This window comes from Acinetobacter sp. TY1 (assembly GCF_048551395.1).
Classification (GTDB): domain Bacteria; phylum Pseudomonadota; class Gammaproteobacteria; order Pseudomonadales; family Moraxellaceae; genus Acinetobacter.
On the sequence record NZ_JBLYZK010000002.1, the window covers coordinates 85,785 to 112,630 of the forward strand.

At 36.0% G+C, this 26,846-nt stretch carries 24 protein-coding genes; 17 read left to right on the forward strand and 7 right to left on the reverse strand.

Annotated elements, in window-relative coordinates; all coding sequences use genetic code 11:
* Positions 1-97 precede the first annotated feature (97 nt).
* From ACK2M2_RS01830 to ACK2M2_RS01865, 8 genes are all read left to right on the forward strand, one after another.
* Complete coding sequence (locus ACK2M2_RS01830) at positions 98-1,495, forward strand: amino acid permease (RefSeq protein ID WP_409511937.1); 1,398 nt, start codon at positions 98-100, stop codon at positions 1,493-1,495.
* A gap of 956 nt (positions 1,496-2,451) precedes the next feature.
* Entirely contained in the window at positions 2,452-2,640 is a 189-nt protein-coding gene (locus ACK2M2_RS01835) for a hypothetical protein (protein WP_419345936.1), read from the forward strand.
* Between the two features lie 134 nt (positions 2,641-2,774).
* Entirely contained in the window at positions 2,775-3,002 is a 228-nt protein-coding gene (lptM, locus tag ACK2M2_RS01840) for an LPS translocon maturation chaperone LptM (RefSeq protein WP_419345937.1), read from the forward strand.
* 34 nt (positions 3,003-3,036) lie between these two features.
* Positions 3,037-4,287, forward strand: a complete 1,251-nt coding sequence (lysA, locus tag ACK2M2_RS01845) for a diaminopimelate decarboxylase (protein ID WP_419345938.1) — start codon at positions 3,037-3,039, stop codon at positions 4,285-4,287.
* Between the two features lie 6 nt (positions 4,288-4,293).
* Positions 4,294-5,139 carry a diaminopimelate epimerase gene (gene dapF, locus ACK2M2_RS01850; RefSeq protein WP_409512121.1) on the forward strand — a complete coding sequence of 282 codons (846 nt, stop codon included), beginning with the start codon at positions 4,294-4,296 and terminating at the stop codon, positions 5,137-5,139.
* A 150-nt stretch (positions 5,140-5,289) separates the two neighbouring features.
* On the forward strand, positions 5,290-5,721 hold the full coding sequence (locus ACK2M2_RS01855; RefSeq protein ID WP_409512122.1) for a hypothetical protein: 432 nt from the start codon (positions 5,290-5,292) through the stop codon (positions 5,719-5,721).
* Positions 5,722-6,390: 669 nt separating this feature from the next.
* Entirely contained in the window at positions 6,391-7,284 is an 894-nt protein-coding gene (locus tag ACK2M2_RS01860) for a tyrosine recombinase XerC (RefSeq protein ID WP_409512176.1), read from the forward strand.
* Between the two features lie 260 nt (positions 7,285-7,544).
* The gene (locus tag ACK2M2_RS01865; protein ID WP_409512123.1) at positions 7,545-7,916 is read left to right on the forward strand and encodes a hypothetical protein; all 372 of its coding nucleotides are present in this window, start codon (positions 7,545-7,547) and stop codon (positions 7,914-7,916) included.
* 21 nt (positions 7,917-7,937) lie between these two features.
* Here the strand turns inward: ACK2M2_RS01865 and ACK2M2_RS01870 are convergent, their stop codons facing one another.
* Together ACK2M2_RS01870 and ACK2M2_RS01875 are read right to left on the reverse strand one after the other, a co-directional pair.
* Positions 7,938-8,528 (reverse strand): GNAT family N-acetyltransferase, encoded by a 591-nt coding sequence (locus ACK2M2_RS01870; RefSeq protein ID WP_419345939.1) that lies wholly within the window; start codon positions 8,526-8,528, stop codon positions 7,938-7,940.
* Between the two features lie 54 nt (positions 8,529-8,582).
* Positions 8,583-9,092, reverse strand: a complete 510-nt coding sequence (locus tag ACK2M2_RS01875) for an Lrp/AsnC family transcriptional regulator (protein ID WP_409512125.1) — start codon at positions 9,090-9,092, stop codon at positions 8,583-8,585.
* A 113-nt stretch (positions 9,093-9,205) separates the two neighbouring features.
* On the opposite strand from ACK2M2_RS01875, the gene ACK2M2_RS01880 reads away from it, so the two are divergent.
* The 7 genes from ACK2M2_RS01880 to ACK2M2_RS01910 all read left to right on the forward strand — a co-directional run bounded on the left by ACK2M2_RS01880 (position 9,206) and on the right by ACK2M2_RS01910 (position 17,568).
* Complete coding sequence (locus ACK2M2_RS01880) at positions 9,206-9,811, forward strand: LysE family translocator (protein WP_419345940.1); 606 nt, start codon at positions 9,206-9,208, stop codon at positions 9,809-9,811.
* Positions 9,812-10,312: 501 nt separating this feature from the next.
* The gene (locus ACK2M2_RS01885) at positions 10,313-11,065 is read left to right on the forward strand and encodes an electron transfer flavoprotein subunit beta/FixA family protein (protein WP_409512127.1); all 753 of its coding nucleotides are present in this window, start codon (positions 10,313-10,315) and stop codon (positions 11,063-11,065) included.
* A gap of 18 nt (positions 11,066-11,083) precedes the next feature.
* Positions 11,084-12,016: an electron transfer flavoprotein subunit alpha/FixB family protein gene (locus tag ACK2M2_RS01890; protein WP_409512128.1), complete on the forward strand. Its 933-nt coding sequence runs from the start codon at positions 11,084-11,086 to the stop codon at positions 12,014-12,016.
* Positions 12,017-12,227: 211 nt separating this feature from the next.
* Positions 12,228-12,833 (forward strand): hypothetical protein, encoded by a 606-nt coding sequence (locus ACK2M2_RS01895; protein WP_419345941.1) that lies wholly within the window; start codon positions 12,228-12,230, stop codon positions 12,831-12,833.
* 15 nt (positions 12,834-12,848) lie between these two features.
* Positions 12,849-13,010, forward strand: coding sequence for a hypothetical protein (locus ACK2M2_RS01900; RefSeq protein WP_419345942.1), 162 nt, complete (start codon positions 12,849-12,851; stop codon positions 13,008-13,010).
* Between the two features lie 311 nt (positions 13,011-13,321).
* Complete coding sequence (gene gyrA / locus ACK2M2_RS01905) at positions 13,322-16,342, forward strand: DNA gyrase subunit A (RefSeq protein ID WP_419345943.1); 3,021 nt, start codon at positions 13,322-13,324, stop codon at positions 16,340-16,342.
* A gap of 758 nt (positions 16,343-17,100) precedes the next feature.
* On the forward strand, positions 17,101-17,568 hold the full coding sequence (locus tag ACK2M2_RS01910) for a hypothetical protein (RefSeq protein WP_419345944.1): 468 nt from the start codon (positions 17,101-17,103) through the stop codon (positions 17,566-17,568).
* 76 nt (positions 17,569-17,644) lie between these two features.
* On the opposite strand, the gene gltP is transcribed toward ACK2M2_RS01910, so the two are convergent.
* From gltP to ACK2M2_RS01935, 5 genes are all read right to left on the reverse strand, one after another.
* Entirely contained in the window at positions 17,645-18,934 is a 1,290-nt protein-coding gene (gene gltP / locus ACK2M2_RS01915; RefSeq protein ID WP_409512133.1) for a glutamate/aspartate:proton symporter GltP, read from the reverse strand.
* A gap of 274 nt (positions 18,935-19,208) precedes the next feature.
* Positions 19,209-20,351: an ABC transporter permease gene (locus ACK2M2_RS01920; protein ID WP_409512134.1), complete on the reverse strand. Its 1,143-nt coding sequence runs from the start codon at positions 20,349-20,351 to the stop codon at positions 19,209-19,211.
* Positions 20,341-21,477 (reverse strand): ABC transporter permease, encoded by a 1,137-nt coding sequence (locus tag ACK2M2_RS01925; protein WP_419345945.1) that lies wholly within the window; start codon positions 21,475-21,477, stop codon positions 20,341-20,343. Before ACK2M2_RS01925 ends, ACK2M2_RS01920 begins: the two co-directional genes overlap by 11 nt.
* Before the next feature lie 33 nt (positions 21,478-21,510).
* Positions 21,511-22,581: an HlyD family secretion protein gene (locus ACK2M2_RS01930; RefSeq protein WP_419346027.1), complete on the reverse strand. Its 1,071-nt coding sequence runs from the start codon at positions 22,579-22,581 to the stop codon at positions 21,511-21,513.
* Between the two features lie 112 nt (positions 22,582-22,693).
* Complete coding sequence (locus ACK2M2_RS01935; protein ID WP_419345946.1) at positions 22,694-24,193, reverse strand: TolC family protein; 1,500 nt, start codon at positions 24,191-24,193, stop codon at positions 22,694-22,696.
* Positions 24,194-24,407: 214 nt separating this feature from the next.
* On the opposite strand from ACK2M2_RS01935, the gene ACK2M2_RS01940 reads away from it, so the two are divergent.
* Together ACK2M2_RS01940 and serC are read left to right on the forward strand one after the other, a co-directional pair.
* Positions 24,408-24,818 carry an SRPBCC domain-containing protein gene (locus tag ACK2M2_RS01940; protein WP_419345947.1) on the forward strand — a complete coding sequence of 137 codons (411 nt, stop codon included), beginning with the start codon at positions 24,408-24,410 and terminating at the stop codon, positions 24,816-24,818.
* A 242-nt stretch (positions 24,819-25,060) separates the two neighbouring features.
* The gene (serC, locus tag ACK2M2_RS01945) at positions 25,061-26,140 is read left to right on the forward strand and encodes a 3-phosphoserine/phosphohydroxythreonine transaminase (RefSeq protein WP_419345948.1); all 1,080 of its coding nucleotides are present in this window, start codon (positions 25,061-25,063) and stop codon (positions 26,138-26,140) included.
* Positions 26,141-26,846: the final 706 nt, after the last annotated feature.

The window sequence follows — 26,846 nt, forward strand, 5'->3', positions numbered from 1 at the left end:
AAGTGGTAATAATTAATAATCAGTTCAAAAAAAAATTTTTACTTTAGAAAAAAATCAGCTAATTTGTGAAGACTATTTGCTTTAGTCGAATTAAAAAATGTCAAATGGAAATTACAACGCTTCCGAAGGTGGAGAGTTAGCAAGAAGTCTTTCAAATAGACACTTGCAGTTAATCGCGATTGGTGGTGCGATTGGTACAGGGTTATTTATGGGGTCAGGTAAGACCATCAGTTTAGCTGGACCCTCAATTTTATTTATTTACATGATCATTGGTTTGATGGTGTTTTTCGTCATGCGTGCGCTTGGTGAATTATTACTTTCAAATTTACAATACAAATCATTTATCGATTTCTCTACAGACTTAATTGGTCCTTGGGCAGGTTATTTTGTCGGATGGACCTACTGGTTGTGTTGGATCACGATTGGTATCGCAGATTTATCGGCGATTATTTATTACTTACAGTTTTTCAATAACGGACTACCCTTTAGTCCAACTGAAGGTGCTTTGATTAGTGTTGCCGCTATCTTTTTTATCATGGGGCTAAATTTAGTCACTGTAAAATTGTTTGGTGAACTCGAGTTCTGGTTTGCACTGATTAAAATTATTGCCATTGTCGTACTGATTTTAGTCGGTTTTTGGATGATCTTTACAGGTTTTGAATCTGCTGCAACAGGTCAAGTCGCTTCATTTACAAATCTTTGGTCTCATGGAGGTTTTTTCCCGAAAGGTTTTGAAGGCTTCTTGGCAGGCTTCCAAATTGCAATTTTTGCATTCGTAGGTGTTGAGCTCGTCGGTACAACGGCTGCGGAAACCAAAGATCCTGAAAAGAATTTACCAAAAGCGGTAAATTCAATTCCAATTCGTATCATTTTCTTCTATGTATTGGCATTGATTATTGTGATGTCAGTAACACCGTGGAATGCTATTGATCCAAAAGTCAGCCCATTTGTAAACTTGTTTAGCCAAGCAGGTATTGCTGCTGCTGCAATCATTATGAATTTGGTGGTGTTATCTTCAGTGATGTCATCAATGAACAGTGGTGTATTCTCAACAAGCCGTATGTTATTTGGTTTGTCACGTGAAGAGCAAGGTCCGAAAGCATTTGGTCGCTTAAATAAACGTGCTGTACCAGCAAACGCATTGTACTTTTCAGGCGTGTGTTTATTAGGTGGGGCTGCATTACAGTACTTTGTACCAAATACCGTTGAAGCCTTTACTTTGGCGACAACACTATCAACCATCTTGTTTATTTTGGTGTGGATTATCATTTTGTGGAGCTACTTGGTGTATTACAAAACACGCCCAGAGTTACATGCAAAATCGGTATTTAAACTACCAGGTGGTCCAATCACATGTTATGTGGTTATGGCATTCTTTGTTGGTACGATTGGTATTTTAGCTTTAGAACCAGATACACTTAAATCTTTGATGGTAAGCCCAATTTGGTTGATTATCCTTGCAATTGGTTATTTTACTTTTTATAAGAAAAAATAATCGCATCGAAGTTGTATGATAAAAAACTGTCGAATGGGAACATTCGGCAGTTTTTATTTTTACGACAGTGTGTGTCGTTTGATATTGGAAAATATTGTTTTTTAATTATATTATTTTTATATAAATAAATTTAAAAACTAAAAGAGAAAAATATGCCGACCATTGCGACTCAGAAAGAAACGAGTACAGGGAAAATCTAGGATTATTTAAAACTTGAAATTGAGTATCAAATAACAACACTGAAGCAGATTTTTGAACAGTGTATTGTTGTCCAATTTCAGATCATTGCAGATAAAATGTCAACAGATACAGCAGAAAAGGTTTTAAACGTCTAGAGAATTAAAAGATTTATGGCAGCGTGTGAGTGAATTGAGTAAAAATTTAAATATTTACGCCAAAGATTTTGAGCATTATTTTATTCAACAATGTCAATGGGAATATTCTTTTTGGTAAGACCATGTTATTTCACACGGTATTTTGAGATGGATAGGATAATGTGAGTGCGCCATCTCGTTATTGTAATGGGATTCATGCTATTTTAAATATAGATTTTCCATACAATCTGGAATTGCTCACTAATACTGGGGTATATGCATATATTAAACTCAATATGTTGAGTTCTATAGTGACTATGGAAAATTAGCTTTAGGAAAAGTACCTGGAATAGTTTTGTCTGAAGTGATGAGAAATGTTGATTACTTAATTCAGGGTTGTTCAATTGGTTTGGATTTATCTTAGATTTGCATGGTTTTCCTGAAGATATGCTTCAATATTATCAGGTAGGTCATCCATATTCGAATAGTCAGTTGATAGCCACTCGCGGACATACGTTCGATTTAATTGTATCTAAACTGAAAATTGCAACACAGTGACGTTTAGAACAAGCGTTTATTTACGTTGTAGGAACGAACACTGCATGAATACAAAATTCATTTAGGTACAGGGCGCATATTTGGATGTCACTGAATGATCATTATTTATGTATTGTGCCTGAAAAGTGTTTGGAGGATATCTCGCTACAAAGCATTTTATTGCCTTTTGAAGATGATGAAATGCTGAGCCCGATTTTAAGTAAAATTTTGCTACTAAGTACAGATGATCAGATTAAAGATCAACTAATTCTCAAGCAAATACAGGCAACATAAGCACGTAACTTGCTATTTTAGTAGCTTAACCTATTTCACTTATATGAAAAGCCTATGAGTAAATCGTGGGCTTTTGCTTTTATCGTACAAGTGATCAGGCTATACTTTAGAAAATCGTTTTATTGGGTACAGTGATGTATCGTACTATATTAAATTCACACAAAATTGCCTTATTGTCACTGAGTGTTTTTTTGACAGCTTGTGGTCAGACAGGGTCTTTACAGTTGGCGAATGATGTAAATGTCGACAAACGTGCAAAATATTTGATTTATCCAGATCAGCCTACACAGATGAAAGAGCAAAGCCAAAAGTCTGTTGCAACGACACATTCATCTGCTGCATCTGAAGCAATCGCTCAATAATCTACATTTAAACGTTCATTGAAAGGATACATTCATGAGTTTTTCCCGCATTAATGGGGTATTGCATGCAGAGCAATGTTCACTCGAACAGCTTGCACAGCAATTTTCGACGCCGCTTTATGTTTATTCAAAAGCAGCATTTGAAAAGCATTATTTAGATATGGATCAAGCATTCAGTTTTATTGATCATCAAATTTGCTTTGCAGTGAAGTCGAACTCAAATATTGCGGTGTTGAATGTGCTCGCTAAACTTGGTTCAGGTTTTGACATTGTTACAGGTGGTGAGCTTGCGCGTGTTTTAGCTGCGGGCGGTGATGCCTCTAAAATTGTATTTTCAGGTTTAGGCAAGCAAGAAGCTGATATCCAAAAAGCACTTGAAGTGGGTATTGCTTGCTTCAATGTCGAATCTTATGCCGAGCTTGATCGTATTCAAAAAGTGGCTGAAAAATTAGGTAAAAAAGCCCCGATTTCTTTACGTGTTAATCCTGATGTTGATGCCAAAACACATCCTTATATTTCGACAGGTTTGAAAGAAAACAAGTTTGGTATTCCTTCAGATGTGGTTTTCGAAACTTATCAATATGCAGCGTCATTGCCAAATTTAGATGTGGTGGGTATTGATTGCCATATTGGTTCACAGTTAACAGAAACACAGCCTTTTGTTGATGCGCTTGATCGCGTTATCTCAATGATTGATCAATTAAAAAAATTGGGCATTAACTTAAAACACATCGATATTGGTGGTGGTTTAGGGGTGACCTATAAAGATGAAATGCCACCAACTGTAGCTGAATATGCCAATGCGATGCGTTCTGCGCTCGAAAAATTGGGGATGAAAGTGTACATGGAGCCAGGTCGTAGTATTTCTGCCAATGCAGGTGTTTTGGTGACTAAAGTTGATTTGTTAAAACCGACCAATCACCGTAACTTTGCCATTATTGATGCTGCAATGAATGACTTGATCCGCCCATCTTTATATCAGGCATGGATGGATATTCAGCCTGTGACAGTACGTACAGATGTCGATGCGAAAGAGTGGGATTTGGTGGGTGCAATTTGTGAAACAGGTGATTTTCTTGGTAAAGAGCGTGAGCTAGCACTGAAAGAAAATGATCATTTGGCTGTACTTGGTGCAGGTGCATACGGTTTTGTGATGAGTTCAAATTACAATACTCGTGGTCGTGCAGCAGAAGTGATGGTCGATGGTGATCAGGCACATGTGATTCGTCAACGTGAAACGATTGAATCATTGTGGGCAAATGAATGTTTATTGCCACAGGAGTAAATGAAAATGTTATTTGAATTTACAAAAATGCACGGCTTGGGCAATGATTTTGTAGTGATTGACCTGATTTCTCAGCGTTTAATGCTCGATAAAACGACCATTCAACGTATGGCAGACCGTCATTTTGGCATTGGTTTTGATCAGCTTTTGATTGTTGAACCACCTGATTTACCCAATGTTGATTTTAAATATCGAATTTTTAATGCAGATGGCTCTGAAGTTGAACAATGTGGTAATGGTGTACGTTGTTTTGCACGTTTTGTGCATGAACGCCAGTTGACCAATAAAACTAAATTTAAGGTACAAACGACTGCAGGGATTGTTGAGCCTGAACTGGGTGCAAATGGTTGGGTGCGTGTCAATATGGGCTATCCAAAGTTTTTGCCTGTGGAAATTCCATTTATTGCAGAAGAACCTGAAGCTTTGTATGACATTGATTTGCTTAATAATGAAAAATTGAGCATTGATGTGGTTAATATGGGCAATCCACATGCAGTGACAATCGTTCCTGATGTGCTCACCGCTGATGTGGCAAATATTGGTCCACAAGTCGAGTCACATGAGCGTTTTCCACATCGTGTCAATGCTGGCTTTATGCAAATCATTGACGGCAAGCATGCGCGTTTACGTGTATTTGAACGTGGTGTGGGTGAAACTATGGCATGTGGTACAGGTGCTTGTGCTGCTGCTGTTTCTGGTATGCGCCGTGGCTTACTTGAAAAGTCGGTTAAAATTGAACTTGCAGGCGGTACATTACAAATTGAGTGGGAAGAAGGCGGTGTCGTGTGGATGACAGGTCCGACTGCAACAGTATATGAAGGTCGTACCGATTTACGTTTATTTCAAAGTTAAATGGCTATTATTTTTAAAAATCTGTTTAAAAGACCCTGAATTAATTTCAGGGTCTTTTACATAACAAAGCTTAAATTACTGATTGAATGTATTCATAATGATTTTAATATAATGTTGATGATATAATAAAGAAGAATAGGTAAAACTAAAATGGCAATAGATCGTATAGATTGGCATGGTGAATCTGCAGAAACAGCGGGTTTCCCTTATGAAAATGGTGGTACACATATTGGTATTTATCTCGCATGGATTATCAATAATCACTTAGAAGGTGAAATGCACCTAGAAGAAAGCGAAGAAGAATTACAGCAAGTTCGTGACCATATAATTACAGGTCGAGATTTTTTAAGCACGATGTGTGATGAAAAATTCTGGGAAGATGACTTAAACGAAGAGGCATTTGCATTTACACAGTATTATTACGAGAGTAATCAGTATTTTAACGACTACGATGTAACATTGGTGCATTCAAAAGGATTAAGTGATACCTATGCCGTTGAAGATACGTGGGAAAATTATGATTTAATGGCTGTTGTGATTGATCAAAAATACCAACAATGGAAAAAATTAAACTTAGCATAAAATTTTATTGCGCATCATTGTCAAATAATTATAAATTCCATCGGAATATAGAAAATAATCATTCAACATAATGAAATTATTTAAGGTTACATACGAAAATTTTTTCGAGAGGACTACGGGTGCATATTTACTGTTAAATCCCGACTCTAACGTCAGTAAAGAGCTTTATCCTAAAAAGGTGGAAGGATTATTAGAGGGATATTTTAGACCGAAACCTGAAGCATATGAATTTACAGAAGATACGCAAGTTTTACTGAGCCAGCCTTTACCCTGTCCAGTTGAAATGGTGATTTATTAATCAGCTTTTAAAAACAAAAGGAAGTAATAGTGTTGCATATTTGGCTCAAATACATATGTGAAAAGAGATCCTGAACTGGCATTGGTTTGACGATTTCATCATTATTCACAGAGAAAGAGCGTAAAAAAAATAAATGTTCAAGTTGGACAAACGGCATTTAATACACTTGTTAAGAAAACAGCGGTTGATTTGATATTTATTGATGAGCATAAGCAAGAAGGTCTAAGTCATTATTTTTAAGCGATACACAATCATTTTATATTCGAGAGCAAGAGAGAAAGAAAGGATTTTTTGCTAAACTGTTTTCATAAATAAATATTTAGGCGATTAGAGAAATGCTTGTGCAACATGGTGCGATGCAATTGCTCTCTATGTGGATAGATGAACGCAAAATACAAAATCAGTCAGAACATACTTTAGATGCTTACTTTCGAGATGTATCAGGATTTATTGACTTTTGTTATAACAAAAAACTTGAATTACATAATGTTGAAAAAGCTGATTTACGTGAGTATATGGCGTATAAGGTTGAGCAAAATCAGCTCAGTACAAGCAGCTTACAGCGCCATTTGACTTCTATTCGTCAATTTATGAAGTGGGCAACGCAGGGTAATTATTTGGCTTTTAACCCTGCACATGATTTACAGCTAAAGCGGCAACCCCGTCCTTTGCCTGGTCTGATAGATATTGAAACGATCAACCAAATTATAGATCAAGTTGCACCTGAAAAACCCGTTGAACATCAGTTGTGGCTACGTGATAAAGCTATTCTTGAACTATTGTACTCAAGTGGTCTGCGTCTAGCGGAAATACAAGGTTTAACTATTCGAGATATTGATTTTGGTCGACACTTACTACGTGTAACAGGGAAGGGAAATAAAACTCGTATTGTACCTTTTGGTGGTAAAGCGAGAGAAAGTTTAATTGAATGGTTGAAAATTTATCGTATTTGGCAAGGTGATTTTAAGGCAGATTATCCAGTATTTATTACTCAACGCGGTAATGTCATTACCCCACGACAAATTGAAAATCGAGTCAAACTACAAGCGCAACGAGCTGGGGTAAATGTCGATTTACATCCACATTTATTACGTCATTGTTTTGCGAGTCATATGCTATCGAATAGTGGTGATTTACGTGCAGTACAAGAAATGCTTGGTCATAGTAATTTGACCACGACACAAATTTATACACATATTGATTTTGATCATTTGGCTCAGGTATATGATAGAGCACATCCACGTGCAAGTAAGTCTAAAAATTAAGGTTATTTATATATGTTTTCAATGTGATAACGCATAAATTTTCTGTATCTGTATATAACTTTTTATGGTTGATGATATTAAGGGTAAATCACATACAGTCTTTTTTATGAAATCTATTGATCATTTTTACCTTTGAATACGTCTTTTGGATAATTGTTTTTTAAGTACGACTGCGGTATAAATTTTACTCGGTTAATGTCGGCATACTTTATGCTTATATTATAAAGTTCACACGTATTTTTATATTCCTAGGTATCACCATGACTCCTGAGCTTGAGCAAAAATATCTACAACTCTCAGATGTGCAAAAAGAAATTTTTAAAGGCTATGGCTTACGTCAGGTTAAGCATTTTGTTGAACTCAGCATTCCGAAAGTAGAGCATTGTTTACCTGAAGGTGCGGTAGTGGTTGGGGTAAATACAGAAGGACGTGTGCAAGCGGTCAATGCGGATACACAGCAAATTTATTTGTGGATTTCAGATCAACAATGGCAATTAAGCAATAAGCCATCTTTACATGTCGATGCAAAAGAGGATTTTCTACAAATCTGGACTATTTTTGAATTGGAAAAACAAGATCTTATTCATTTAAGTCATATCCATCGTGACTTTATACAAAGCCAGGTGAGCTAAGCCTACCCAAGCTCACATGATTTAAAGTGATTTTTGTACGATCTTATATAAGATATGCCGTGAGAGTGGACTTTCTTGTGTTAATGCAGGGTGATTAAATTCGAACATGGCTTGCATGCCTAAGCGTTGCATCACATGTTCGGAAGCTGTGTTATGCACTGCGGTAAATGAAACGACTTCTTTGAGTTGTAATGTTTCAAAAGCAAATTTTAAACAGGCTTTAGCCGCTTCTGTTGCATAGCCTTGATGCCAATATTGTTTTGCAAATCGCCAACCAATTTCTACGCAAGGTGAAAAAATAAATTGTTCAGGTTGTATATTTAAACCCGTAAATCCAATAAATTGTCCTGTCGCTTTCAGTTCAACTGCCCAAAATCCCCAACCATGATCTAAGATTAAATGCTGAAATTTATCTGCTAAATTATCACTTTGTTCACGCGTAAGCACGGATGGGAAGTAATGCATAACATCTTTGTCAGCATTTAGTTCTGCAAAAGGCTGTAAATCAGACTCTTGCCAAGCTCGAAGTTTCAGACGTTCAGTTTCAAGTTCAATCAGTTGTTTAGTGAATGTTGAAATTGGTATTGATGGTAATTTTATTAATTCAATCATTAGACAAACCCCATTTTAGATACTTCTGTGAATCATATTCTTATCTTTAAGACCTTACAGCTTAATCTCTTTAATGTCATCCAGCGGTAACTGATAACTTTGTTTAATAATTTGGCTTGGTAAATCGGTTTTAACACTAGTAATACCATTCTTTTTAGTTAAATGTGCAGTTTGAAATTTACGATAACTTTCAAGGTCGGGGACAACCACTTTGAGCAGCGCATCGGATTCACCTAAAATAATGTAGCATTCCATGACCTGTGGAAGTCCTTTCATTGCCTCAATAAAGGTGTCAATCGTTTCAGCATCTTGACCTGTTAGCCAAATGCGTGAAAACAAAATCAGTTGAAAACCAATTTTAAGCGGATCAACCACGGCTGTGTAATTTTGAATGACGCCAGCTTCTTCAAGCAATTTAACTCGACGTAGACAGGATGATGGGGATAATCCAATTTCACGGGCTAAATCATTATTTTGAATACGTCCATTATTTTGTAAAGTACGAATGATATTTTTATCAATACGATCAAGCTTTACTGAAATAGATTTAGAATATAATTTCATAAATTAGAATATAATTCGAAAAATAATCATTATTATAGAATATTTGAAATCCTATTTTAAGTCATTTACAAGATACTATTTTTTATCTTCAGAGATACAGAAAGGAACTTGAAATGACTGTATTCGTACTTTTTGCCTTGACGGTGTTGCCGTTAATTTTCACACCAGGACCCGATATGTTATTTATCCTGTCACAAGTGATGGGTAAAGATGCGAAAGCAGGCATGATGGCAACATTAGGGGTTTGCTCAGGTTATTTGGTACATTCTATTTTGGTAGCATTGGGGATTGCAGCGATTATTGTATCGTTTCCTGTATTGTTTGATGCGATTCGTTATTTGGGCATTGCTTATTTATTGTATTTGGCTTTTCACTTGTTTAAATCGGTGTTCAGTAATAAAACTTTAAAGATTGAGCAAAGTACGACAGCACATCCAATTCGCAAAGGATTCTTTACCGCACTTTTAAATCCTAAAGGTATGCTGATTTATTTTGCGATTTTACCGCAGTTTATTAATCAATCAGGTAATACAGTACAACAAGGTTTGATTCTATCTTTCATTTTTATTGGCTTAATTTTATTGGTTTACTGTGCATTGAGTTTGATTTTAGGGAAAATAATTAGCAATAAGCCGTTAGACGTGCAGAAACAAAAATGGATTGATGGTGGTTCAGGGACTTTATTGACGGTTGCAGCAGTGTGGTTAACCGTAAGTTAAAAGTGATTTAAAAAATTGAGAAAAATGATTTTTTGAAGAACGAGTAACTAAAAAGGTCGCCATTTTTTAATTTTTGCTTTTTGTTACACTTTTATTGTGGAAAATTTGATGATTTATTTGATTAGGCTTCTTCGTAAAATAGAGATGCTGTCTAAAATGACATAAAAACTGTTGAGAAACTGTTATGTTATTTAAATTGAATAAGCATTTAAAATAAAGTTGTAATTGTTTAGATATATCAGTGTGATTTTAATAAATTATGATATTTATCAATATATAAAAAATGTATAAATCACATACGAAAAAAACAGACTAAAACCCTTAATAAAAAGTGTGAACGGTACGTTCAAGCTTTTTTAGGAAATTTTAATGCTCTTTTTCCAATTGTGACTTGACCGAAATGCCAAACGCATTGCAAGATAGGACACCTAATAAATTTTAAAAGAAGGGTTATGATGACTCTTCTTAACATTTACATTTGCTAAAACAGCCGAGGAATACATGAAGGCTCTTGTTGCTGTAAAACGTGTGGTTGATGCCAACGTTAAAGTTCGCGTTAAACCGGACAATAGTGGTGTTGACCTAACTAACGTAAAAATGTCGATCAACCCATTCTGTGAAATCGCAGTGGAAGAAGCGGTTCGCTTAAAAGAAAAAGGAACTGTTTCGGAAATCGTTGTTGTTTCTATTGGTCCTAAAGAAGCGCAAGAACAGATTCGTTCTGCTATGGCGCTTGGTGCAGATCGCGGTATCTTGGTTGAAGCTGATGACAGCCAACTTGGTGCTTTAGAAATTGCTAAAATCCTGAAAGGAATTGTTGAAGCTGAGCAGCCTCAATTGGTTCTTCTTGGTAAACAAGCAATTGATGATGATTCTAACCAAGTGGGTCAGATGTTGGGTGCTTTACTTGGCGCAGGTCAAGGTACATTTGCTTCTGTAGTGACAGTAAATGGCGATAAAGTACAAGTGACTCGTGAAGTTGATGGTGGTTTACAAACGGTTGAATTAAACACACCTGCGATCATTACGACTGACTTACGTTTAAATGAGCCACGTTATGCTGCATTGCCTAACATCATGAAAGCTCGTAAAAAGCCACTTGAAACGAAATCTCCTGCAGATTATGGTGTAACTTCAACGTCTAAACTTAAAACAGTTAAAGTTGAACCACCTGCAGAGCGTAAAGCTGGCGTACAAGTGAAGTCTGTAGATGAGCTTGTTGAAAAACTTAAAAATGAAGCGAAAGTGATCTAATACAGAAGGATAAAAATCATGAGTATTTTAGTTATCGCTGAGCACGACAACAAAGCACTAAACGGTGCAACTTTAAACGTTGTTGCTGCGGCGCAAAAAATCGGTGGTGATATCACTGTATTGGTTGCAGGTTCAGGCGCACAAGCTGTTGCTGACCAAGCAGCTAAAGTTGCAGGCGTAAGCAAAGTATTGCTTGCTGATGATGCTGCTTATGCAAATCAATTGGCTGAAAACGTTGCTAAATTAGTCGCTTCTCTTGGTGCGGGTTATTCTCACATCCTTGCTGCCTCTACAACAACGGGTAAGAATATTCTTCCTCGCGCTGCTGCACTTTTAGACGTAAGCATGATTACTGATATTACTGCTGTTGATGGTCCAAAGACTTTCAAACGTCCAATTTATGCAGGTAACGCAATTGCAACTGTAGAATCTGGTGAATCAGTTGTTGTTGCAACTGTTCGTGGTACTGCATTTGATCCTGTTGCTACTGAAGGTGGTTCGGCTGCTGTTGAAGCTATTGCTTCTACTGGCGATGCAGGCATCTCTAAATTTATCTCTGAAGAAATTGTAAAATCAGAGCGTCCAGAATTGACAGCGGCTCGTATTGTTGTTTCTGGTGGTCGTGGTGTGGGTTCAGGTGAAAATTATCACACTGTACTTGATCCATTGGCTGACAAGTTGGGTGCTGCTCAAGGCGCTTCACGTGCTGCGGTTGATGCTGGCTTCGTTCCAAATGATATGCAAGTCGGTCAAACAGGTAAAATTGTTGCTCCTGATTTATATATCGCTGTGGGTATTTCTGGTGCGATTCAGCATTTGGCGGGTATGAAAGATTCTAAAGTGATCGTTGCGATCAACAAAGATGAAGAAGCACCAATCAATGCTGTAGCTGACTACTGGTTAGTTGGTGATTTAAATACTGTAGTTCCTGAATTGGTTTCTAAAATCTAATTCTCGATTTTCGTATTGAATAAAAAATGCTCCTTTTAAGGAGCATTTTTTATTCTGTCGAAATGTTTATATGTTATAGATAGATTATAAAACAAATAAAAGATGAATGAGTATGAGATGCCAAAAGTGTAATGCTGAAAATATCAATGAAGCAGTTCGATGTGGTATATGCGGAACACGATTAAAACACCAAAAATTTGTTGATACATTTATGAGTAGTACTCAGGTGCAATCATCTATTCGGCGTGATCAAACTAAGCCATTCAGTCGAGATAAGAATTCATCGATAAGCCGATCATCAAATAAAACCACTCAGCGAACAGGCACGCCAAGACCTCAAAAACCAAATGATCAACAATCATCTTCGTTACTCAATACAATTTTTGATCAAAATACAAAACTAGAAGATAAAGCAGAAAAATTACTCAGTCATTGGCAACAAAAAGCCCGTCAATCATCCGACGTTAAAAAGCCATCTAAAGGGTTAGGTGGGAAAATCGTTTGGATATTATTGGTTATTTTTATGTTTGGACCAGTTGCTTTAGAGATCGTAAAAAAGAACGTGATGCCTCATATTGCAAATATTTTTACAGCGTCTGTACCTACTGAAGCGGTGGAAGATATGGCAATTGATCAAGTTACTACGATTGCGAGTGAGTCTTTAGAGTATCAGGTTATTCGGAGATTGGATGAGCTGAAAGAGGTAACAAGTGCGGCAGATCACTATTATAAAACTACAGATCAGTTAACCACCGAGTATCAGGATTTGGTTGATTCAGACTTAATTGTTCATTTTATCAATGATGGGCAGACCTAGTTTAACTCAACAGGCATGCTTGAAAGTAGTTTTACGGATGATGCAGAGGTCAAAATATTTTTAAAACCTTACTATGATACAGATAGTGATCAATCGGCATGGATGTGTTTTAGCGCGGGTATAGATGTTTCTGAACAAACAGACTGTAAAATGATTCCAGCAGGAACTAAGCCGTAGCTTTTTATCAAATGATGCTTTATTTGAGTGCGAAAAAAAAATGTTTATATGGGGCGAATTTTGTTGGCGTGTTGGGTGAAAAATAATGAAGTCGGACTTGCTTCACAAATTTAAAAAATGTCTGAAATGTCGTCATTAAATTATCGAAAATTAACAGTATTGGGCAGGATTAATACAGACAAAACAGGCAGATTTTGTGCTATAATTTACGGCTGTATTTTAGATTTTAACTCAGAATATTTGAGCTAAGTTTTTGCAAGATTGATGATATAAATCAGACAACAAAACGTTGTCTGTTATAAGGAGTATGCATGAGCGTATCGGAAATCAGACCGATTGCCATTGAGGATGAACTTAAAAGCTCATATCTCGACTATGCCATGAGCGTCATTGTCTCTCGTGCATTGCCAGACGTCAGAGATGGCTTAAAACCCGTTCATCGTCGTGTACTTTTTGCGATGCACGAATTGGGTAACGACTACAACAAAGCCTACAAAAAATCTGCACGTGTTGTTGGTGATGTCATCGGTAAATATCACCCACATGGTGATTCTGCTGTTTATGAAACCATTGTTCGTATGGCGCAAGATTTTAGCCTGCGTTATCAATTGGTTGATGGTCAAGGTAACTTCGGTTCTGTTGATGGTGATAGTGCGGCAGCAATGCGTTATACCGAAGTTCGTATGCGTAAACTGACCCATGAAATGCTTGCTGATCTTGAAAAAGATACCGTTGAGTGGGAAGACAACTACGATGGCTCTGAGCGTATTCCTCAGGTAATGCCGACGCGTATTCCCAACTTATTGATTAATGGTGTGACAGGTATTGCAGTCGGTATGGCGACCAACATGGCGCCACACAACATGACTGAAGTGGTCAATGCATGTTTGGCATATGCTGAAAACCCGAATATTTCCATTGAAGGTTTGATGGAACATATTTCAGGACCAGATTTTCCTACAGGTGGTATTATTTATGGTAAATCGGGTATTGTAGATGCTTACCGTACAGGTAAAGGTCGTCTACATATTCGTGGTAAATACCATATTGAAGAAGATCCGAAAACTAGTCGTAATACGATTGTTTTCACGGAAATTCCGTATCAGGTCAATAAAGCAAGAACCATTGAGCGTATTGCAGAGTTGGTCAAAGAGAAGAAATTAGAAGGTATTTCTGAACTTCGTGATGAGTCAGATAAAGATGGTATGCGTATCGCGATTGATTTGAAGCGTGGTGAGAACGCTGAAGTCATCGTTAATAACTTATTCCAAAATACGCAACTTGAAAATTCATTCAGCATTAACATGGTTTGTCTAGATAATGGTCAGCCTAAGTTAATGAATTTAAAAGATATCATTGCTGCATTTATTCGCCATCGTCAAGAAGTTGTGACACGTCGTACCATGTACGAACTGCGTAAAGCACGTGAACGTGGTCATATCTTAGAAGGATTGACAGTTGCGCTTGCCAATATCGATGAAATTATTGAAACTATTAAAACTTCTGCAAATCCTGCCGAAGCGCGTGAGCGTTTACAAGCAGGTGAGTGGGCAGGTGGTGGTGTTGTTGCATTACTTGAAAAAGCGGGTTCAATTTCAATTCGTCCTGATGAAATTGAAGGTGAAGATCCATCAAAACCATTTGGTTTAGAAGGAGACATTTATCGCTTATCGCCAACGCAAGTGGCTGCGATTCTTGAATTGCGCTTACACCGTTTAACGGGTCTTGAACAAGATAAATTACATGCAGAATATACTGAAATCTTGGGTCAAATTGCAGAATTAACTGCAATTTTGAACGATTTCAATCTATTGATGGCTGTGATTAAAGAAGAGTTAGCGCTAATTTTACAACAGTATGGTGATGCGCGTAAAACGTCTATTGTTGAATCTCGTATTGATTTTTCACGTGAAGATTTAATTCCTGAAGAGCAAATGGTATTAACCGTTTCTAAAACAGGGTATGCGAAAACTCAACCATTGTCAGACTACGCTGCACAGCGCCGTGGTGGACGTGGTAAATCTGCAACTTCAATGAAAGAAGATGATTACATTCAACATTTGATTGTAACATCAAGTCATGCGACCGTACTTTGCTTTACCAATGTCGGTAAGGTGTACCGTTTACGCGTATTTGAAGTACCTCAAGCATCTCGTGGTGCAAAAGGTCGTCCAATGGTGAACTTGTTACCATTAGATGCAGATGAAACAATTACAGCGATTCTTCCTGTAATTGATGCACCGAAAAAATTCAAAGAGCGTTTAACTGAATTTAGGACATTTGTTCGTGCCAATGTTGCAAAACTTCGTGAAAATGAAATTATTGATGCACATTACGAACCGTTAAAAGCTGCATTTGCAGAATTGGGCGAAAACCCTGATGACTTGTCAGATGCTTTGCGTATTCAACTGAAAGAAATCGGTTTAGAACTTTCTACAACAGATGTGCAAGATGATCTTGTTGCTGAGTTTGCTGAACGTGTTGAAAATGTTCGTAAAAACTTCTATGTCTTTATGGCAACAGCATCAGGTACAGTAAAACGTGTTGAATTAGAGCAGTTTAGTAATGTTCGTTCAAATGGTTTACGTGCGATTGAGTTGAAAGATGAAGATACCTTGATTGGTGTTGCGATTACAGATGGTGAACAGCAAATTATGTTGTTCTCAAATGAAGGTAAAGCTATTCGCTTCTCTGAAACTGATGCTCGTGTGATGGGGCGTAGTGCAAAAGGTGTTCGCGGTATGCGTGTAACACTTGCTGCTGCTCAAGCTGAGGAAGACGTTGGAGCAGATGTAGAACCAGACGATGAGGATTCTATAGATACGAATTTTGTCAGTCGTATTGTTTCACTTGTTGTGGTCCCTGAAACAGGTGAAGTATTGTGTGCTTCTGCGAATGGTTATGGTAAACGTACATCTGTAGATGATTTCCCGACCAAAAAACGTGGTGGTAAAGGTGTTATTGCCATTAAAACATCTGAACGTAATGGTGAGTTGGTTGGTGCAGTTGCGATTGATGTAACGAAAGAAGTGATGTTGATTTCTGATGGCGGTACTTTAGTTCGTACTCGCGCTTCTGAGATTGCACATACTGGTCGTAATGCACAAGGTGTTCGTCTAATCCGTTTAGGTAATGACGAAGTCTTAGTTGGCGTAGTTGCGGTTGAAGCGGTTGAAGATGATTTGATTGATGAAAGCGTTGTCGATGTCGATGCTAATCATCAAGCGGAAACAATCGATTCAGTTGATGGTGAAGCATTAATTGACAACGAAAAGCTAATTGGTGATGAAACCATTATGGATGAAACGGATCCAAATGAATCTGATGAGTAATTATTTAAAATATTAAAATAACAAAAGGATGCTTCGGCATCCTTTTGTTATTTTAAACGAATGAAATACGGTATTTCTTAAAAATAGCGTATTATTTTAATGAATAGCATGATCTCGATGCTCTGGATTCATTGGTTTAGACAGTATGATGATTTAAAAAAGCAGTGTTTAAAATGAAATATAAAAATACCCTTTTAGTGATAACCTAGATTTTTCCATTGGTTGTATGTAATCAAGTGAAACAAACGATGAGTGAAAAAATATAGAACTTCATTACTGATGCTAGTGAATAACAAAATGAAAAAGAAGCAACACTATTTCAAGTGATTATTGATCGTGATCAATCAACAATATTGAGTTTGAGTGAGGCAAATTTACGTCAAGAATTGCTTAAAAATTCACAAGAACCCATGCAGATTTATGCGTCTTTATCTGAGTATATGCTAGAACAACCTCAAGAAAATAAAAGCCTTTGAATTGGCTTATGGGAAAGTCACTAAAATAGGCTATAAGTATAATTATTCTGATAACATCATGATTTTTGTGGTGACTTTTTTAGGATCGTGGTGGCAATAATATTGTTGGTATTTGGATGCAAGAGCTGCATAATTGAATATTAGCAATGTGAATGATGGGTAACGGAGTACAAATTATTTAAATTTATAGGTTTTGCTATTTGTACTATGAGTTGGTATTTAAACTTAATTATTTTGTTAAATTGTGAGATAAAGAATATATTAACTTAAATGGGGCGAAGAATGATGATCAAAAATAAGATGAAAAGTACTGTTTTAATTTTAAGTCTGATATTCCCATTGTCTGCATGTGAAAAAGTAAAAGAAACTATTTTAGATAAAATTGAGGAAAAAATGCCCGACTTAGAGGCTTCAGAGCAACAAAATACAAAAGCAAAAATATTGTTTCAAGCTTTGATTGATCATGATCAGGCTAAAATTCTGAGTTTGAGCGAGCAAGATATTAGAGATGAGTTGACTAAAAATCCTCAAATCTTACAAACAGTTTTTGATGCTTTACCTGATAATGTTGCAGATAATCCTGAACTTGTATTGACTGCTAAATCTATTGAAACAACGTATGGTAAAGTGACAAAAATTGGTTATAAATATATTTATCCCAATCAAACGATTATATTTTCTGTGGTGTTCGATGGGCATGATGGTGGTGATAAAATTGTGGGGTTTTGGGTGCAAGAAGTAGAAAAATAAAGTGATTTGAAAAATAGGTATCGATATAAAATGGAAGCCGAAGCTCCCATTTTATATAAGAAAAAATGTTTAAATGTTAGTGAGTGGCATCAAAATTATAATTTTTTTGCTTTTCACTATCAAATTGACCTTCCCATTTACTAATCACAAGAACAGCCAAAGCATTACCAATTACGTTCAATACAGTACGTGCCATATCTAAGATACGGTCAATACCTGCAATAAATGCTAAGCCTTCAAGTGGAATACCAACACTACCTAGGGTTGCAAGTAGAACCACGAAAGAAACACCTGGTACGCCTGCAATCCCTTTAGAAGTGATCATGAGTGTGAGCACAAGTACAACTTGCTGTGTAATGGTTAAATCGATACCGTAAAGCTGTGCAATAAAGATTGCTGCAATACTTTGGTATAGTGTTGAACCATCAAGATTAAACGAATAACCAATTGGAACAACAAAGCTAGTGATCGATTTTGGAGCGCCATAGGCTTCCATTTTTTCCATCATACGAGGTAAAACAGTTTCAGAACTTGCAGTTGAATAGGCTAAAATTAATTCATCTTTTAAGATTTTGATAATCGTCCAAATGCTGAATCCACAGAATTTAGCCACAAAACCAAGTACAATAAAGATAAAGAAGAAGATTGCACCATAAACCAATAAAGCAAGTTTCACGAGTGGAACCAATGAGCTAAAACCGAAGTTCGCAACAGTCGCAGCGATCAAACCAAATACACCAATCGGTGCAAAAAGCATAATCATGTGCGTCACTTTGAACATTGTTTCAGAGATCGCTTTTAAAACATCAATGAGCGGTTGTTTTGTTTCTTTAGCAAGTGATCCAAGACCAATACCGAATATCACGGCAAAGAAAATAATTGGCAACATATGCCCATCATTCATTGCAGAGAAAATATTAGATGGAATCAAAGACAAAACAGTGTTAACTAAACCATGTGCATGCTGACTAACTTCTTGTGTGGTTTGCTGATATTGGGAGATATCAGAAGTTGTCAGTTGTGACATATCAATGCCAGCGCCTGGCTTGAAAATGTTTGCAGCAAAAAGACCGACAATAATAGCAATTGTGGTAATGATTTCGAAGTAAACAATGGTTTTAAAACCGAGCTTTCCTATACTTTTACTGTCACCTGCATTAGCAATACCCAAAATTAACATGGATAAAACCAACGGGATCACAATCATTTTGATCAGATTAATGAAAATCTTACCCAAAGGTTGTAGGAAGTTATGGACGATGTCGTCACGGATTTCAGGTTGGTTATGTAAAACAGCACCAACCAAAATACCTAAAAAGAGCGCAATAACGATTTGCCATGCTAGGCTAATTTTCAGTTTATTCATACTGAGCCCTTAAAAAATCAGATTTTGGCGAAAAAAAAATTAAATGATCAAAACGCGAAATCGCCAATTCCAAGCATGAATATGGGTATGCTAGAAGGAGGGAGAGCGTGATTGTTGAGCGCATTTCTCAGAAGCGTTTATTTTGCATCTATTTTTATCTGCTCGACTAATTATTTCTGATTGAATGTATTTTGATTGGGTGAAATTAATACAGTTTAATTTAATTATCCAATCAATTAATTTAGTTTAATTTAATATATAGATGTAAGTTGGCTTATTTATGTATTTTTTTTATGAATACTCCAAGGCGATACCAAGATAAACTTAATAAAATTAATGAGATAAATAGTAAATAAATTAATTTAGGTAATATCAATTGAGTTGATACCCCCATTTGGTTAAGTTGTACAAACAAGTTGATACCCTGAGTGGATGGTAGTAATTGAGAAAACATTTGCATCCATTCAGGCATGGCTTGTAAGGGCCAAGCCGTTCCTGATAATAAAAATAAAGGTACAGAGCTAAAGACAATGAGATGTCCTGCACGTTCAGAGGTATCTAAATAACTTGCAATGAAGAAGGCAAGCCCAATGACTGCACTAATAAAAATAGGTACAGCGCAAAGCATTCCAAAGAAATTTCCGCCTCTAGGATAATCATTTAGCCAAAAAGTGAAACCAAAAAGATAGAGACAGCCCAAAGTCCCAATAGTAAGAGCCACTAAATAAATAGCTAAAAATTCAGCACGAGAAGCACGCCATTGTTTTTCACGGTATCCACCAATCAGCATACATAAACCGAGTAATACTGTTTGGTGAATAATGAGTGGTGCTACAGCGGGGAATATATAACTACCATAACCAGATAAAGTATTGAAAAGTGGGATTTGGTGAATAGGTAGAGCAGGTGAAAAATGTGTAACTTGTGCAAAACGAGAAAGATATTCAGCAATAGTATTTTCAACGGCTGTTGCTATTCCTAAGCCGATTTGTTTAGTTTTTAAAAAATTAGCACCGCTTAGGTAAAGTCCAATTCCTCCAGTTTCTCCTCTAATGAGGCTTTCTGAAAGGTGTTCTGGAAGAAGTAATATTCCATCAGCTTTTTGTGTTTGTACCAGATATTTAGCTTCTTCAAAATTATGACTAATATCGATTATGGCTACATTTGGACTATTACTAATTGCTGTAATGAGTTGGGTTGTGAGTACACTTTGTTCTTCATCAACAATTACGATAGGTAATTGTTCTGCGGTCTGTGATTTATAGGCAATTGGATAAAAAAAACTATAGAAAATTACAGATAGAATCATCGTGGTTAAAATTGAAAAATTACCTGCAATATTCTTAAAGGTCTGAATATAGTCTTGCCCAACTTGCTTCCAAAAAGTGATGATTTTTATGAATTGCTCATTTTTCATTGACTGCTCCCCAAATAATTTTTTTGAGTAGGGTGCCAGATATTGCTAAATAAAAAATACAATATAACGTGAGAATGAATAAAGGAGTAAGTGAAGTAGTTGGTGGGCTACCAATGACCCATTGTTCAGTTTGTAATTTTGCATAAGGTGTATAAGGGATAATGTTTGACCAAAATTTAGTGAAAAGTGGTGCATTATTTAAAGGTAAAGTAACACCTGCAAAGCTCAGAGAAGAGCCACCATATACAGCAAGAAAACCAAAAGTTTTTGAAAGATTCTTTGTAGCAAGAACAACAGTCACACTAATTAATGCATAAGCGAGATAAAATAAAAACTGAGCAAATAAAATAAGACTCAGTGACCCTGCGACTGTCCAGCCTCGAATAACAATTAACCAAAACATCCATAACCATGTCCAAAAGCAAAAAATAATCACATAAACGAAGCTTTTGGCAAAAATGGCTTGAAGTACTGTTGTTGAATCTCTCCATTGTTGAGTGGTATTTAGTTTGAGTTCTTGCCCAACTGAAAAGGCAATACAACAACATAATAATAAATGTAAAACCGCAGGAATTACGAATGGTTCAAGATAAAGTTCATAATTTAAATTCGGGTTGAAAAGAGGGGAAATTTTGATATGTGCTGTATCAATATCGATATAAGGTATTTCATTTACAAAATAATTATTTTTTAAAAAATCAGTAGAAGCTTGAACTGTGGACAATAACATTGCTGAAGAAATAGTATTGCCAATGCTAAAATAGGACTGGTTATAGACAATACTAATTTGTGCATCCTCTCCTTTGACTAAGCGTTGTTCAGCACCCTCAGGAATCATTACATAACCCCAGATTCGGGTCTGATTTAAATTTTTCTCTACCTCTGTTTGATCTTCAGAAATCTGTTGTACGTGCAATGTTGTATTTAGTTTAAGATACTTTTCAATCGTATGACTCAGTTCGCTATGATCTTGATTAATAATAGCAATAGGTACATGTTCAGCTTTACCTGAATAAAACATACTACAAAACAGAATAATAATGCATAACGGCGCTAGACTCACCATGCATAAATCCCATTTATGCGTGAGTAAATATCTAATTTCACGTTTGATGGTGCTGAGCATGAATAATTATCCAGTCATTGACTCGCCTTAAATTTATTCTGCTTGTGCAGAACCTTGTTTTAACTTGAAGATGACACTCATTCCAACTTTTAAATTTTCAGCTTCTTTAGGTGGGGTCAGATGAATTTTAAAGCTACGAATATCATAACCACCACTTTGACGCGTGGTTTTAATTGTGGCGAAATCACCCTCGGCATCAATGTTTTTAATTTGAAATCTGAAATTCTGGTTTAAAGCAGGAACATAACCTTCAAGAGATTTTGCTTGGTAAACTTGACTATACTGATCCTCACGAATATTTAAGCTCACCCATTTTTCATCTTTAATAATACTGACAATAGGAACGCCAATTGCGACGAGTTCTGTCGGTTTTCCATAAGTTTTAGAAACAATACCTTGAATAGGGGAAAATAAGCGTGTTTCTGATTCGAGTGCATTGGCTTCTGCTACAGCAGCTTTGGCAATTTCTACTTGTGCATCTGCTCCCGACTTTTGCTGTTCTGTACTACCACGCTTAGCACGTAAATATTGTTGCCGAGAAGCTTCGGATAGTTCTTTTGCAGACTGTGCAGCTGCAAACATTTCATCACGACGCTGTCTAGAAATGACGCCTTGAGTATAAAGATTCTGACCTCGTTGATAGGTTGTCTGAGCAAGGTTTTCTTGAGCTTTTAGGCTTTGCCAATTTGCATAAAGCGTATCAATATTTTCTTGTTGTGAACCCCGCTCAACAGTAGATTGCAGGGCTAAAGCCGATTGTAAAGTTGCTAATGCTTGCTGTTTTTTTGTCTCAATTTCTGGACTGCTTAATGTAACGAGTAATTGTCCTTTTTCAATGGCTTGTCCATCATGTACAAAAATTTCTTCAATTCGGCTGGGAATTTTTGTGCTGACATGTAACGTCTCGGCTTCTACACGTCCTTGTACATCAATAATTTGCGGTTGATAGCTTTTCCATAAACCAAATGCAATAAAACCCAGAGCAACAAGGATAAGAATACAAAGTAATAATATTTTATATTTAGAGGGTTTTTCTGCATGAGTATTTTGAATGGGCAGATCAGTTGATACATTTTCAACATCAGTTTCTAGGTTGTGATGCAATTGATCTGTTGCCGAGTGTGATGTGCTTGGATCAACTGTAGTACTTTGTTCATCTACAGATTCATTCGGCGGTGTCTGTGTATTAGGATCTTGAGTCATTCAACATACTCCATTAACGAATATAATCAGTATTAGATTGATGAATATAATTTTGAAATTGTTCTAAACTACCATGGCTTTGAAGTAACGTCGCGAGTGACATAATGTATTTATAGGAATTGAGTGCTTTTTCTGCTTTCAATATACTGAGTTGATTTTGAGCATCAATAACTTGTGTAGCAGTTCCCATATCTTCTTTAAAAGAAAGCTGTTGAATTCTTAAGTTTTCCATTACAGCAGGTTCATTATTTTGTAGAAGCTGATTATTTTGTTGTGCTGAATGTAGTTCACTATAAGATTTATAAATAATATTTTCAATTTCTTGTTGAGTGCGTGCAGTGAGTAGTTCTGTTGCTTGTTTTTGCAGTTGAGCGGCTTGCACATTTTTATTTTTATCTAAACCTGAAAATAAGTTATATCTTGCAGCAACACCAACAATCCAATTTTGATCTGAGTCTAAACTGTATTCACCAAATGCGAATAACGTTGGTTTCTTACTCGCACTTTGTAGTTTGATATTTTCATTCGCGAGTTGAGTATCCGTTTGTAGTTTTTTAACTAAGCTTGAGCTTTCAGAATAACTAGCCAAAAGTTGTTGTACTGATTGGCTTTGTTCGCGATTAACAAAAAGTGGCGTAGTTAATTTATCGATGGATGATTGGTTGAGTAAGTTTTTCAGATGAAATTGACTCGATTGTAAATTGGAAAAGGCATTTTGATTGACACGTTGGGCATTGTTACGAGCAACCTCAAATTGCATACGCTGTCCTTTGCTAATAAATCCTGCTTGTTCTAGTTTTAGAGCATTATCATAATGCTTTTGCATGGACGTTAAGTTGAATTGGCTTGAAGCGAAAAGTTGTTGTTGTAATTGGACATTGAAATAAGATTGAATCATTTCAAATCGTTGTATATCTTGCTGCTGTTTACTATTTAACTCACTGCGTTCAGCATTTAAATGGGCGATATTTTTGGTAGCGGTCGTAACACCACCTGTATAAAGCGGCATCATGACAGAAATAGTTGGGCGTATCACTTCATCTTCTAAAATGACATTGGCTTTATCTGGAATTAAACCCACACCATTTTGTATTCCTTGTGTCAGACCTTGTTTTAAAGGGTCTACAATTGTTGATGGAATATTATTTTGTGATTGCCATTGGTCAATATGATCATTTACACCTTGAGAGAGTGATTGCTCTAGATTGTTTTTTACACCATTTAGCGGAATATCAGTTTCAGTGTGAAATTTATAAGCACGGACATTGAGGTCAACTCTAGGTAAACCAATATTTTTGACCGCTTCTGCCTGAAGTTTTGTTGCTTGATTTAAAGCTATATTTGCTTGAGTAGTATATGAGTGTTCAATAAAATATTGTTCTGCTTGGACATAGCTAAGCGACTCAGCATAAGTTAGTTGACTGAGAGTGGCTCCTGTAAAGCAAAGAAGCAAAAATTTCAGACGTGTTTGTACTTTTTGGTTATACATATTTTGCGTCGTTTTGAAAAACATAATCTTTCACATCTGACTTCATTTAAACTTATTCTAACCCTGAATGACTAGAATAAGTAATCTAAATCAATCTCTTAAAGTGTTTCGTTTTGTAGTTTACATGTGATTGTTAAAAATCTAATGTATGTATAGTCGATATACACTTTTGTTCATGTACTTTTAAATTTTTATCGTTAAGATAAATTGAACATAATTGTGTATAAGGAAAATAAAAATGGCAAAAATTACAGTTGAATCTTTAATTAAGGCACCCATTGATCTTATTTGGAATACTTATAACAATCCTCAAGATATTCAAGAATGGAATACAGCTTCACCTGAATGGCATACGGTCAATTCAGTCAATGATCTAAGAGTTGGTGGGCAATTTTCAAATCGTATGGAAGCCAAAGATGGCAGTATAGGTTTTGATTTTGCAGGAACATATACTGAAATTATCCCCCATGAGAAAATTGCCTATTCATTTGGTGAGCGTAATGCAGAGATTATTTTTCAGCAAAAAGATCAGGCCGTTTTAGTACAAATCAGTTTTGATCCTGAACATGAATATCCACTTGAGCAACAGCAAGCAGGGTGGCAGGCAATTTTAGATAATTTTATGAAGTATGTAGAAAGTAAAAAGTAACGAGAGTACTGCTTTGTTGAATTTTTTCAGTATGCAGAAAATTATTGCTCTATAAAGCTGACGTCTCTTTCAGTGAGTGATTTAACACCAAGTAGGCAGATCTAGTTAAATTTTCTTATTGAAATATCAATTCTAAATCTTTAAACACATTGAAAGTTTGACTGACAAAGCTACTGCAAGAAAAGCCAAATTGTGGTTAAATGCGCCTATTTCATTCGTTTCACTTTAAAAAGGGAAAAATCATGCGCGCGTACAATTTTTGTGCTGGTCCTGCTGCATTACCTACTGCCGTTTTAGAAAAAGCTCAGTCAGAGTTATTAGATTGGCGTGGTAAAGGCTTATCCATCATGGAAATGAGCCATCGTAGTGCAGACTATGTTGCTGTCGCTGAAAAAGCTGAGGCTGATTTACGTAAGTTGATGAATATTCCTGAGAATTATAAAGTTCTGTTCTTACAGGGCGGCGCATCGCTACAATTTTCTGCAATTCCACTTAATTTATTGGGCAAGAATAATAAAGCAGATTATATCCATACGGGTATCTGGTCAGAAAAAGCGACTCAAGAAGCACAGCGCTATGGTGAGATCAATATTATTGAAGCGGGTACAAGAATTAACGGAAAATTGGCTATTTCAGATCAAAGCCAATGGAACTTGTCAAATGATGCTGCCTACGTACATTACGCCGATAATGAAACGATTGGTGGTATTCAATTTGCTAATATCCCTGTAACTGACAAACCATTGGTTTCAGACTTGTCTTCAAGTATTTTATCTGCACCGATTGATGTCTCTAAATTTGGTCTGATTTATGCGGGTGCGCAGAAAAATATCGGTCCTGCTGGATTAACATTAGTCATTGTACGTGATGATTTGCTTGATCAAGCGAAACCTGAAATTCCAAGTTTGTTGAAATATAGTTCACAAGCGAAAAATGAATCTATGGTGAATACACCTGCAACTTATGCATGGTATTTATCAGGTTTAGTATTTGAATGGTTACTTGAGCAAGGTGGTGTGGATGCAATGCATCAAGTGAACTTGGCAAAATCACAATTATTGTATGGTTACATCGATTCTAGTGATTTCTATGCAAATCCGATTGCAACACCAAACCGTTCAATTATGAATGTACCATTTACATTGGCAAATGCTGATTTAGATAAGTTATTCTTGAAAGAAGCGGAAGAAAATCATTTACTCAATCTTGCTGGGCACCGTTCAGTCGGTGGTATGCGTGCAAGTATTTATAATGCTGTACCACTTGAAGGTGTGCAAGCATTAGTTAACTTTATGGATGATTTTGCTAAGCGAAATGGCTAAGTCAGTCTAATTGAAAATGCATTAAAAAACCCTCTTTATGAGGGTTTTTTAATGCAAAATCGAGTGATTAGTGAAGTGATGGAAAAATACCAAGATAATTAAATATCATTGCAGTAAGAAACATCCCTAAAATAAAAAAGCAGAAACCACCCCTATCAATACGTAGCACAAATGTACGAGGGGAATGTATTAAATCGGTCGTTTGTTCTGATGTGATTTTCATTGCTAAGCCTGGATTTTGAAATTATTGTTCAATCCTGTGTTGTCACATTTTTAACATATTTCTTTGATCAATTAAAGTACAAACTTAAATAAATAACAATAATTTAAATATTTTATTAAACGGCATTAAATATATGAGCGGTATCTTGAATTGATAACCTAATTTTTTAGACAAAAGATTTGGGTGATTTATATACAGTAATGTTTCCAAGTTACTGATTAAATTATTTTAAGATCTTATTCATTATGAATTATTGATATTTTTACTATTTTTATTTTTTAATATGTAGCTAATTATATGCTCAATAAAAATAAATAAGTGATAACAATCAGCAGAATTTTTTAAGTTAAAGAATTAAATTTATCATCTATTTTATAATCATAATGGGCAGGTGTTTCTGCTTTGATTGAAAGAGATCATTATTAAAGAGGGAAATATGCCATTATGTTCGGTGAGAATAAACATTCAAAATTCTGATTAAAA

Excerpts from the sequence above, each read along its gene's own strand:
- ACK2M2_RS01830 (WP_409511937.1), top strand. The coding sequence starts at position 98 with ATGTCAAATGGAAATTACAACGCTTCCGAAGGTGGAGAGTTAGCAAGA.
- ACK2M2_RS01835 (WP_419345936.1), top strand. The coding sequence starts at position 2,452 with ATGTCACTGAATGATCATTATTTATGTATTGTGCCTGAAAAGTGTTTG.
- lptM (WP_419345937.1), top strand. The coding sequence starts at position 2,775 with ATGTATCGTACTATATTAAATTCACACAAAATTGCCTTATTGTCACTG.
- lysA (WP_419345938.1), top strand. The coding sequence starts at position 3,037 with ATGAGTTTTTCCCGCATTAATGGGGTATTGCATGCAGAGCAATGTTCA.
- dapF (WP_409512121.1), top strand. The coding sequence starts at position 4,294 with ATGTTATTTGAATTTACAAAAATGCACGGCTTGGGCAATGATTTTGTA.
- ACK2M2_RS01855 (WP_409512122.1), top strand. The coding sequence starts at position 5,290 with ATGGCAATAGATCGTATAGATTGGCATGGTGAATCTGCAGAAACAGCG.
- ACK2M2_RS01860 (WP_409512176.1), top strand. The coding sequence starts at position 6,391 with ATGTGGATAGATGAACGCAAAATACAAAATCAGTCAGAACATACTTTA.
- ACK2M2_RS01865 (WP_409512123.1), top strand. The coding sequence starts at position 7,545 with ATGACTCCTGAGCTTGAGCAAAAATATCTACAACTCTCAGATGTGCAA.
- ACK2M2_RS01870 (WP_419345939.1), bottom strand. The coding sequence starts at position 8,528 with ATGATTGAATTAATAAAATTACCATCAATACCAATTTCAACATTCACT.
- ACK2M2_RS01875 (WP_409512125.1), bottom strand. The coding sequence starts at position 9,092 with ATGAAATTATATTCTAAATCTATTTCAGTAAAGCTTGATCGTATTGAT.
- ACK2M2_RS01880 (WP_419345940.1), top strand. The coding sequence starts at position 9,206 with ATGACTGTATTCGTACTTTTTGCCTTGACGGTGTTGCCGTTAATTTTC.
- ACK2M2_RS01885 (WP_409512127.1), top strand. The coding sequence starts at position 10,313 with ATGAAGGCTCTTGTTGCTGTAAAACGTGTGGTTGATGCCAACGTTAAA.
- ACK2M2_RS01890 (WP_409512128.1), top strand. The coding sequence starts at position 11,084 with ATGAGTATTTTAGTTATCGCTGAGCACGACAACAAAGCACTAAACGGT.
- ACK2M2_RS01895 (WP_419345941.1), top strand. The coding sequence starts at position 12,228 with ATGAGTAGTACTCAGGTGCAATCATCTATTCGGCGTGATCAAACTAAG.
- ACK2M2_RS01900 (WP_419345942.1), top strand. The coding sequence starts at position 12,849 with ATGCTTGAAAGTAGTTTTACGGATGATGCAGAGGTCAAAATATTTTTA.
- gyrA (WP_419345943.1), top strand. The coding sequence starts at position 13,322 with ATGAGCGTATCGGAAATCAGACCGATTGCCATTGAGGATGAACTTAAA.
- ACK2M2_RS01910 (WP_419345944.1), top strand. The coding sequence starts at position 17,101 with ATGATGATCAAAAATAAGATGAAAAGTACTGTTTTAATTTTAAGTCTG.
- gltP (WP_409512133.1), bottom strand. The coding sequence starts at position 18,934 with ATGAATAAACTGAAAATTAGCCTAGCATGGCAAATCGTTATTGCGCTC.
- ACK2M2_RS01920 (WP_409512134.1), bottom strand. The coding sequence starts at position 20,351 with ATGAAAAATGAGCAATTCATAAAAATCATCACTTTTTGGAAGCAAGTT.
- ACK2M2_RS01925 (WP_419345945.1), bottom strand. The coding sequence starts at position 21,477 with ATGCTCAGCACCATCAAACGTGAAATTAGATATTTACTCACGCATAAA.
- ACK2M2_RS01935 (WP_419345946.1), bottom strand. The coding sequence starts at position 24,193 with ATGTTTTTCAAAACGACGCAAAATATGTATAACCAAAAAGTACAAACA.
- ACK2M2_RS01940 (WP_419345947.1), top strand. The coding sequence starts at position 24,408 with ATGGCAAAAATTACAGTTGAATCTTTAATTAAGGCACCCATTGATCTT.
- serC (WP_419345948.1), top strand. The coding sequence starts at position 25,061 with ATGCGCGCGTACAATTTTTGTGCTGGTCCTGCTGCATTACCTACTGCC.